At 73.1% G+C, this 520-nt stretch carries 2 pseudogenes; both read right to left on the bottom strand.

Going from position 1 to position 520, the window contains the following annotated elements:
- Positions 1 to 246, bottom strand: a pseudogene (locus C1I93_RS30875) (hypothetical protein); the annotation flags it as partial.
- Positions 243 to 520, bottom strand: a pseudogene (locus tag C1I93_RS30870) (FtsK/SpoIIIE domain-containing protein); the annotation flags it as partial. The pseudogenes C1I93_RS30875 and C1I93_RS30870, both read right to left, overlap by 4 nt.

The raw sequence follows: 520 nt of genomic DNA, 5'->3' as shown, positions 1-520 counted from the left end.
GTTCAGCTCCTGCCACAGCACCGCCACCTCGGCGTTCACCTGTTCCTGCGACTCACGGGCCGCCACCAGCTCGTGCTCGGCCCGGGTCACCTCGTCGGCCGACTCGGCCACCGCGTGATCAGCGGCCGCGCACTGCTGCGCGTACCAGGACCGCGCTTCCTCCTGCTGCTCCTGCACCCGCGCGGTCAACTCGGCCAGCCGCCGCAGCTGGGCGGCGTACGTCTCGCTGGTCACCGGTTCGTTCATCGGGCCGGCCCGTACGGGATGATGGTCTGCCCGGTGCGGTGCACCGCCCGGTCGAAGAAGAGCCCCCGCCACGGACGGGGATACCAGTCCGGGCCGCTGGTGCCGGGATACAGCGCCCCGCTCAGCTCCCCACCGTGGATGTCCAACGCCACCCAGGCCCCGATCTGGTCGGTGCGGGCACCCGCGCCGCCCAGGTCGGCCCGCATCCGGGCCACCCCACGCCACCAGGCCAGCACATGCGTGCGTCGCTCGGGACCGTCGTGCAGGATCCGCC

This window comes from Micromonospora endophytica, assembly GCF_003236305.1.
Lineage (GTDB): Bacteria > Actinomycetota > Actinomycetes > Mycobacteriales > Micromonosporaceae > Micromonospora > Micromonospora endophytica.
The sequence above is the reverse complement of the archived record's forward strand: the minus strand, read 5'-3'. Positions and strand labels throughout refer to the sequence as shown.